At 46.6% G+C, this 365-nt stretch carries 1 pseudogene; it reads left to right on the forward strand.

The window, feature by feature from the left end:
- A pseudogene (locus H5158_RS22925) lies at positions 1-365 on the forward strand (hypothetical protein); the annotation flags it as partial.

Consider the following 365-nt stretch of genomic DNA (forward strand, 5'->3'; position numbering starts at 1 on the left):
CTCGGTAAAGGCGACCCAGTAAAATACTTACGGGAAATAAACTGGCAAAATTTGGGCAAGCAAGCCGCCAGTGAAGTAAAAGCCGTAATCAAAGGCTTTAGAGATACCTTGCAAGATATTTCAACTAGCTGGAAATACGACCTCCTACTGCCAGACTCAGCCATTGACGGCATGCAAGCCATGGTCAAACAGCTTGATGAAGTCACCCCAAAAATAGATCAAGGGGTAAAAAACGCCGCAAACGAAATTGGTAATCGCGTAAACAAAGCCCTCGATGAGTTTGAGCCACCGGCAAGCACGGGTGTAGTGGGCAAACCGAAGAAGACGGTAGCCAATGAATTAGAGCCACCGAAAGGGAATGATTT

Origin of the sequence: Pseudoalteromonas sp. SR45-6 (assembly GCF_014163545.1) — a bacterium.
Classification (GTDB): Bacteria; Pseudomonadota; Gammaproteobacteria; order Enterobacterales; family Alteromonadaceae; genus Pseudoalteromonas; species Pseudoalteromonas rhizosphaerae.